Below are 7998 nucleotides of genomic sequence, written 5' to 3'. Positions count from 1 at the left end.
TCAACGCCTAAACCACGCTTCATGAACCGCCGTATACGGAACCGTACGTACGGTGGTGTGGGAGGGGGGAGGTGTGAACCTTCCCCCTACCCGATTCAGTCGGCCGCCACCGGCAGCCCCAAGGCATGCCGCACCTTGCCCTCCGCCGTGGTTGGCGGTTCGAAGGGGTTGATGGTGCTTTTCAGGTGGCCGGCCGGGTCCATCAGGAAGATGGCGGCGTTGTGGTCCATGCCATAGTCGGACGGGTGCGCGTCGGGGGGCAGCGGCGTGCCGTCGGTCGAGACCTTGCGGTATTCCACCTTGTAGCTGGCGGCGGCCTGGGCGACCTGTTCGGCCGTGCCGGTCAGCGCCGCGATGTGCGGATTGAAATTGGACATGTAGTCCTTCAGCACCGCCGTGGTGTCGCGCGCCGGATCGACGGTGATGAACAGGCCCTGCACCCGGTCGGCGTCCGGCCCCAGGCTGTCCAGGATGACGCTCATGGACGCCAGGCCCGTGGGGCAGACGTCGGGACAGTTGGTGTAGCCGAACATGACCATCAGGACCTTGCCGGCGTAGGTCTTGTCCGTGACCGCCCTGCCGTCCTGGTCGGTCAGGGCGAAGGGGCCGCCGATGGCGGCCAAGCTGGTCACACCGTCCTGTCTTGGCGTCGTCAGCGGTCGGCCGATGACGCCCCAGGCGCCGATGGCGACGGCACCCAGCACCAGGGCGGGCCCCGCCCAACGCAGGACGGCGAAGCGGCGGGACGGTCCAGTTTGGCGGGACTCGGGCTGGTGGGGCATGGCAGGCTCAAGGCAACCCAGGGGCCCGCCATTTGGAACCCGACCGCGCGCCAGGTCAAGGTTCAGCACCCTTCCCACCCGACCGATGCGCCCTTTACAAGGGTGGCCCCGCCCGACTATCCCCTGCGATCGACGGGCCCGCCGACCAAGGGGACGGCCCATCCGGGCACGGTGAGAAAAGGACACGCGAATGGCCAAGGATTACATGCCGCCGGCGGACTTCCTGCGGGTTCTGGTGGACGAGGATGTGGAGATCGAGGCGGACGACACGACCACGATCAAGCGCCTGCTGTCTTTCTTCAAGGACCCCGACGCCGCCAACCGCGACTGGGCGGTTTTCCTGCTGGGCCAGTCGGAGGTGGATACCAAGGCCGTGCGCGACGCCCTGGTCCAGGCGCTGAACGATGAGGACGACAGCGTGCGTGCCGAGGCGCTGGTGGCCCTGGCCCAACGCGACGGCGACCTGGCCCGCCCCCATGTGCTGGAGGCGCTGAGCGCCGAGGGCATCTACCCCACCGTGTTCGAGGCGGCGGCGCTGTGCGCCCATCCCGACCTGATCAAGCCCCTGCGCGGCTGGCTGAAGGCCACCGGCGACAAGGAGGTGGACCAAATGGTGGCCGAGGCGGTCGCCGCCTGCGAGGCGAGCGCGAAGTGACGCGTGGGCGGATCCCGCAGGCTTAATCCTCCGCGCTGTCTTCCACCGCCCGGGGCAGTGCGGCGTCGTCGCCGCGCGAGAACAGGGTGGTGATGGCCGGGCGGGCGTCCAGCAGGCCGGCGGCGCGCAAATCGTCCACACCCGGCAGGTCGCGCAACGATTCCAAGCCGAAATGATCCAGGAAAGCCGGGGTGGTCAGCCAGGTGAGCGGCCGGCCCGGCGTTTCGCGCCGGCGGCCCGGCTTGATCCAGCCGGCCTCCATCAGGATGTCCAGCGTGCCCTTGCTGGTGGCGACACCGCGGATGCTCTCGATCTCCGCCCGGGTCACCGGCTGGTGATAGGCGATGATGGACAGCGTCTCCACGGCGGCGCGGGACAGGCGGGAGGTGACCTCCGTTTCCCGCTGCAGCAGGGGCGCCAGGTCCGGCGCCGTCCGAAAGGCCCAACGGCCGGCCGCCGCCACCAGGTGCACGCCGCGATGGCTGTAATGGGCCTGCAACTCGTCCAGCAGGCCGCGCAGGTCCGCGCCCTCGCCCAGGCGGGCGGCCAGGGCGGCCTCCTCCACCGGCTCGGCCGAGGCGAACAGCACCGCCTCCACCAGGCGCAACTGTTGGGCGCGGCGGTCGAAGCCCTCTTCCAGTTCGACAGGCGCCTCTATGACGGTTTCAGCGGTCATGGCTCTTTATCCGGGGTCGGCGGTGCGGCGGGCGTATCGGTGCGGCGAACGTACAGGGGGCCGAAGGTGCCGTCCTGCCGCACCTCCAACTGGCCGGCCTTGGCCAGTTCCAGGGTGGCGACGAAGGTCGCCGCCAGGGCGGACCGGGCCTTCAGCTTGTCCTCCCGGCTGGTGCCGCCGCGCCAGTCCGGCGGCAGGAAACGGTCCAGGCGGGTCCAGTCCGGCAGGCGGCCCAGCATGGCCTCCACCCGGCGGATGGCATCCTCGATGGTGAACAGATCCACCGGCGGCAGGTGCAGCGGGCCGGTCTTCTGTTGCCGGCGCTTAATGTCGCCATAGGCGCGCAGCAGATCATAGAGCGTCACCTCCGTCACCCGCCGTTCGAACACCGGCAGATCTTCGGGTGCGCCCCGGGGGAAGACGTCGCGGCCCAGGCGCGGCCGGGCCATCAGGCGGGCGGCCGCGTTCTGCATGGCCTCCAGCCGTTGCAGCTGGAAGGCCAGGGCCTGCGCCAGTTCCTCGCCCGTCGGCTCCTCCGTCTCGGGCGTGGGCAGCAGCAGGCGGGATTTGAGATAGGCCAGCCAGGCGGCGGTCACCAGGTAATCGGCCGCCACCTCCAGCCGCAGGCGCCGCGCCTCTTCCACGAAGGCCAAGTACTGCTCGGCCAGGGCCAGGATGGAGATGCGGGTGAGATCGACCTTCTGGTCGCGGGCCAGGGTCAGCAGCAGGTCGATGGGGCCTTCGAATTCCCCAAGGTCGACCAGTAAGGCGGGCTCCCCCTCGCCCGCCGGCTCAAGGGCGGGGGCGGCGCTCCATTCCTCATCCGGGCCCCGCGCGTCGGCCATCAGCTCAGTCCCGTCACCGTGGCGATCACGTTCCACAAGCCGCTGGTCGGCCACCGCACCAGCCACATGTAGGGGTCGTAGGCCGACAGGCCCATCTTATTGAAAAGGTAGGGCAGCAGGAAAAAAATCGTCAGCAGGATCATGTTGCCCCGCACCTCCTGCGCCGCGAACCACTGCGCCTGGCGGTAGGGCAGCATTTGCTCCAGCACCTTGCCGCCATCCAGCGACGGGAAGGGCAGCATGTTCAGCACCCCCAGCATCAGGTTGATCTGGATGCCGGCCACGAAGTTCTGCCCCACCCAATCCGCCACCGAGGCCGGCAGCAGGAAAAGGGTGTGCAGCAGCAGGGCGAAGACGATGGCCAGCAGGAAGTTCATGCCGGGCCCGGACAGCGCCACCAGTGCCATGTCCCGGCGCGGGCGGCGCAGCCGGCTTTGCGTGACGGGCACGGGCTTGGCCCAGCCGAAGACGAAGCCGGTGAACAGGAACAGCGAGGCCGGCATCAGGATGGTCCCGATGGGGTCGATGTGCTTGCCCGGGTTGAAGCTGACCCGCCCTTGGGAGTAGGCGGTGTCGTCACCCAGCCTCCACGCCACCCAGGCGTGGGCCGCCTCATGCAGGGTGATGGCCAGCACCATGGGGATGGCCATCACGGAAAGGCGGACGATCAGTTCCTGAATCGAGGTGTCCAAAGGGGTCAGTCCCAGTTACCGGCAAGGTCGATGAGGCGCGTGCGCCAAGCGGCGACGGTGGCCGCGTCGGCGACGGTCGCATTCGGGCGGCGGGCCTGGGCCCTGGCCCAGCGCTCCTGCGCCTGTTCCGACAGGCGGGGCACCACGGCGGCCACGGCGGCCATGTCCTCCACCGTGCCGTTGCAGTGCAGGGCCACGTCGCAGCAACCGTCGGCCACCACGGCGGCCGCACGCTCCGCCACCGTGCCCGACAGGGCCTGCATGTCCAGATCGTCGCTGAACAACAGGCCGTCGAAGCCGATCAGCCCGCGCACGATCCTGGTGATGACCAGGGACGAGGTGCTGGAGGGATGCTGGGCATCCACCGCCGTGAATAGAATGTGGGCCACCATGCCCGCAGGCTGGTCGGCCAGGGCCTTGAAAGGGGCGAAGTCCGTCGCCTCCAGCGTCGCCAGGTCCGCCGTCACCGTCGGCAGTTCCTTATGGCTGTCGGACAGGGCGCGGCCGTGGCCGGGCAAATGCTTCACGATGGGCAGGACGCCGCCGGCCAGCAGGCCGTCCGCCTGGGCGCCCGCCAGCAGGGCGACCCGGGCCGGGTAGCGGCTGAAGGCGCGGTCGCCGATGACGTCGTGGGCGCCCGCCTGCGGCACGTCGGCCACCGGGGCGCAATCCATGTCGATGCCCAGCGGCGCCAGGGTGGCGGCCAGCAGCCGGCCGTGCAGCCAGGCGGCCTCCTTGGCCAGGTCGTCATCGGCGATGGCACCGATGCGGCCGGCCGGCGGCAGGGACGGCCAGTGCGGCGGCCGCAGGCGGGCCACGCGGCCGCCCTCCTGGTCGATCATGATGGGCGCGTCGGGCCGGCCCACGCTGTCGCGCAGGGCGGCCGTCAGGGCCATCACCTGCTCCGGCGTCTCGCAATTGCGCTTGAACAGGATGAAGCCCAGGGGATTGGCCGCCGCGAACAGCGCCCGCTCCGCCTCGGTCAGGACGGGGCCGGTGCAGCCGAAGATGACGGCCGCTGGAACGGTGGGGTTGGTCATCGCAAGCACCGCCTTAATGTACGGGGATGCAGCCGTCCCTGGCCGCCTTCACCGCCTCGCAGATACGCTTGGCCTGGGCCTCGTCGATGGGGCCCGCCTGGACGCGGTAATAGATGCCCTTGGCGCCCAGATCGGCCTTGACCAGGCGCAGGCTGAGCCCACCCAGGACAGCCGCGTGCTTGCGCTGGATGCGCTGCATTTCCGCCTCCGCCTGCGGTTCGGAGGGGATGGAGGCGAACTGCAGTTTTACCGACCCGCCGCCGGTGGCGGTGGGCGCGGCGGTGGGCGCTGCGGCGGCCGGCGCCACCGGCTTTTCCACCGGCTTGGGTGGCGGCGTGACCGGGGCGGCGGCAACAGGCTTGGACGCGGCCGGCTGAGGCGTAGGCTGCGGGGCTGGCGGCACCAGCGGCGTGGGCGCGTTGGCTTGCGCCGTCTGCTGCTGCGCGGGCGGCTTGGCGGCCGGAACTGGCGCCGGCGTCACCGGCTTCGGGGCGGTGGGGACGGCTGCCGTCGGGGGCAGCACGGTGGGCGGCAGGACAGCCGGGACCGCCGGTTGGGCGGCCGGGGCTTGCGCCGGCGCCTGGGCAGGAGCTTGGGCAACGGCCTGGGGCGCCGGCTGGGCGGCCGGCGGCGCAGCCGTGGGCCGTTCCATGGGCGCTTCCGGCGGCGGCAGCAGGCGTTCCACGCCGGGGTCCGTCTTGGCGTCGGCGCGCAGGCGGTCGTAGATCAGCCGGTCCTGGTTGGGCACGTCCATTCCGCCGGGCGTCTCCGGCTTAACCTTCGTCGGCCCGGGATCGGCATGGATGATGGGGGCCACCGCCTCCGTCCCTGCCCGCTGGCCCTGGGTGTAGACGAAGTAGATCAGCCCGCCGAAGCTGCCGACGGCGGCCAATACCACGGCCAGGCTGAGGAACCCGCGCCGGCGGGGCGCCGGCTGACGCCGCCCCTGCCAGTCATAGCCGGGATCATAGTCGTAGTCGGGGTCGCCGTGATGGTCGTGCATGTCGCTCATGGGATCAGCGCAACTCCTCGGCCGGCACCACGCCCATGATGGCGAGGCCCGACGCGATGACCAGGGACACCGCCGTCACCAGGGCCAGGCGGGCCCGGGTCAGGGCGTCGTCCCCCTCTATGATGAAGCGCAGGGTGGCGTCGTCCTTGCCCTGGTTCCAGAAGCCGTGGAAGGCGGCGGCCAGATCCTGCAGATAGTAGGCGACGCGGTGCGGCTCATGCGCCTCCGCCGCCGACTCCACCGTGCGCGGCCAGTTCAGCATGAGGCGGATGAGGTCGACCTCGGCCGTGGAGGCCAGGCCGTCGAAGGACACGACCGACAGCGCCTCAACCGACAGATCCCAGTCGGGGTGCAGCGCCTGCGCCTGGCGCAGGACCGAGCGGCAGCGGGCATGGGCGTACTGCACGTAGAAGACGGGGTTGTCCTTGGACTGCTCCGTCACCTTGGCGTAGTCGAACTCCAGCGTCTGGTCGTTGCGGCGGGTCAGCATGATGAAGCGCACCACGTCGCGGCCCACGGCGTCCATGACGTCGCGCAGGGTGACGAAGGTGCCGGCGCGCTTGGACATCTTAACCGGCTCGCCATTCTGCAGCAGGTGCACCAGCTGGCACAGCTTCACGTCCAGCGCGGCCTTGCCGTCGGAAATGGCCTTGGTCGCCGCCGCCATGCGCTTCACATAGCCGCCGTGGTCGGCCCCCCACACGTCGATCAGCACTGGGCAGCCGCGCCGGTACTTGTCGTAGTGATAGGCGATGTCGTTGGCGAAATAGGTCCACGACCCGTCCGACTTCTTCAGCGGACGATCGACGTCGTCACCGAACTGCGTGGCCTTGAACAGGGTCTGGGGACGCGGCTCCCAATCGTCGGGCTTCTTGCCCTTGGGCGGCTCCAGCACGCCGACATAGATCAGGCCGGCATCCTCCAGCGCCTTGAAGGCCTGGTCCACCGCCCCGTTGTCCACCAGCGCGCGTTCGCTGCTGAACAGGTCATGATGGATGTTGAGGGAGGCCAGGTCTTCCTTGATGCCGGCCATCATCTGGTCGATGGCGAAGCCGCGCACCGGGGCCAGCCACTCCTCCTCCGGTAGGTCGCGCCATTTGGCGCCGTCCCGCTGGGCCAGGGCGTGGCCCACGTCCTTCAGGTATTCGCCCGGATACATGCCGGCCGGGATCTCGATGCCCGTCTCACCCAGGGTCTCGCGGTAGCGCAGGTGGGTGGAGCGGGCCAGGACGTCCACCTGGGCGCCGGCGTCGTTGATGTAATACTCACGTGTGACGTCGTAGCCGGCCTTTTCCAACAGGGCCGACAGGGCGTCACCCACCACCGCACCCCGGGCGTGCGCCGCGTGCAGCGGGCCGGTGGGGTTGGCGGAGACGTATTCCACGTTCACCCGGGTGCCGTTGCCGATGGTGCTGGCGCCGAAGCCCACGCCGGCAGTCAGGACGTCGGCCAGGCGGGCGCGCCAATAGCTGGGCGCCACGCGCAGGTTGACGAAGCCGGGGCCGGCGATGGTGACCTCGGTCACGTCCGGCAGGGCGCGCAGATGCGGGGCCAGCGCCTCGGCAATGGCACGGGGCGGCTTGCCGGCGGGCTTGGCCAGCACCATGGCGGCGTTGGTGGAGATGTCGCCATGCGCCGCCTCACGCGGCGGCTCCACCGTCACGCGGGAGAGGTCCAGCCCGGCGGGAATGCCGCCGTCAGCCGCCAGGGCCTCCAGCGCGCGGCGGACCAGGGCTTCGAATTCCTTGTAGACGTTCATGGCGTTAGAACCGGCAGATCCAAATAGAGACACGTTCGCCGGCCATGGTGACCGGCGGCGGGGCACCATACAAGGTTCCTGCGGTGCAGGTCACGGGCGGAGTTGGGCCAGGGCGGAGAAGGCTGCTCCCCCTTTGCGTCAGGCTTGCGGATCGGCACCGAATCGATTTGCGCCGATGCTGCCCGGCAGGAAGCCGGTTTCGACTAGGAACCAGAGCGCCCCTACGCCTGGAACCAACTGAATCAGTATAAACCAGCCACTACGATCACGGTCGTGGCACCGTTTGACGTTAACGGCGAGGCTCGCCCATCCGCTGGCCATGGCGACAAGAACCACCAAGGCGAAGTAGATGATGTTGAGGCCTTCACCCGAGCCATTGTCGATGGTCGGCGGAATGCCGGCCGTCACAAAGCCAAGCCCAGCCATCGCCCAGTAAACGGCCATCAAGGGCAGCTGGAATTTCAGCCAATATTCGCGCCGGGAAATCCGACCCGCCATCGATACAAGAAACCAGGACCACGTGAAGGGTGCCCTTGG

9 protein-coding genes are annotated in these 7998 nt (G+C 69.5%); 1 reads left to right on the top strand and 8 read right to left on the bottom strand.

Annotated elements, in window-relative coordinates; genetic code table 11:
• Positions 1 to 95 precede the first annotated feature (95 nt).
• The gene (locus FBZ89_RS17265) at positions 96 to 782 is read right to left on the bottom strand and encodes an SCO family protein (protein WP_186457409.1); all 687 of its coding nucleotides are present in this window, start codon (positions 780 to 782) and stop codon (positions 96 to 98) included.
• Positions 783 to 972: 190 nt separating this feature from the next.
• Between FBZ89_RS17265 and FBZ89_RS17260 the strand changes: the two genes are divergently transcribed.
• Positions 973 to 1437 carry a HEAT repeat domain-containing protein gene (locus FBZ89_RS17260; RefSeq protein WP_145751125.1) on the top strand — a complete coding sequence of 155 codons (465 nt, stop codon included), beginning with the start codon at positions 973 to 975 and terminating at the stop codon, positions 1435 to 1437.
• A gap of 22 nt (positions 1438 to 1459) precedes the next feature.
• On the opposite strand, the gene scpB is transcribed toward FBZ89_RS17260, so the two are convergent.
• From scpB to FBZ89_RS17225, 7 genes are all read right to left on the bottom strand, one after another.
• The gene (gene scpB / locus FBZ89_RS17255) at positions 1460 to 2113 is read right to left on the bottom strand and encodes an SMC-Scp complex subunit ScpB (RefSeq protein ID WP_246172288.1); all 654 of its coding nucleotides are present in this window, start codon (positions 2111 to 2113) and stop codon (positions 1460 to 1462) included.
• Positions 2110 to 2958, bottom strand: a complete 849-nt coding sequence (locus FBZ89_RS17250; protein ID WP_145751124.1) for a segregation and condensation protein A — start codon at positions 2956 to 2958, stop codon at positions 2110 to 2112. The genes scpB and FBZ89_RS17250 overlap by 4 nt, the downstream gene beginning before the upstream one ends.
• Positions 2958 to 3650 (bottom strand): site-2 protease family protein, encoded by a 693-nt coding sequence (locus FBZ89_RS17245; protein WP_211115268.1) that lies wholly within the window; start codon positions 3648 to 3650, stop codon positions 2958 to 2960. The genes FBZ89_RS17250 and FBZ89_RS17245 overlap by 1 nt, the downstream gene beginning before the upstream one ends.
• Before the next feature lie 5 nt (positions 3651 to 3655).
• The gene (nagZ, locus tag FBZ89_RS17240; RefSeq protein ID WP_145751123.1) at positions 3656 to 4690 is read right to left on the bottom strand and encodes a beta-N-acetylhexosaminidase; all 1035 of its coding nucleotides are present in this window, start codon (positions 4688 to 4690) and stop codon (positions 3656 to 3658) included.
• A gap of 13 nt (positions 4691 to 4703) precedes the next feature.
• Positions 4704 to 5702, bottom strand: a complete 999-nt coding sequence (locus tag FBZ89_RS17235; RefSeq protein WP_145751122.1) for an SPOR domain-containing protein — start codon at positions 5700 to 5702, stop codon at positions 4704 to 4706.
• Between the two features lie 4 nt (positions 5703 to 5706).
• Entirely contained in the window at positions 5707 to 7461 is a 1755-nt protein-coding gene (gene argS / locus FBZ89_RS17230; protein ID WP_145751121.1) for an arginine--tRNA ligase, read from the bottom strand.
• 138 nt (positions 7462 to 7599) lie between these two features.
• A complete protein-coding gene (locus FBZ89_RS17225) occupies positions 7600 to 7959 on the bottom strand; it encodes a DUF805 domain-containing protein (protein ID WP_186457408.1) in 360 nt (119 codons plus the stop codon).
• Positions 7960 to 7998 lie beyond the last annotated feature (39 nt).

Source organism: Nitrospirillum amazonense (assembly GCF_007828045.1).
In the GTDB taxonomy this organism is placed as follows: domain Bacteria; phylum Pseudomonadota; class Alphaproteobacteria; order Azospirillales; family Azospirillaceae; genus Nitrospirillum; species Nitrospirillum amazonense_C.
This window is presented reverse-complemented; position numbering and strand designations above follow the sequence as displayed.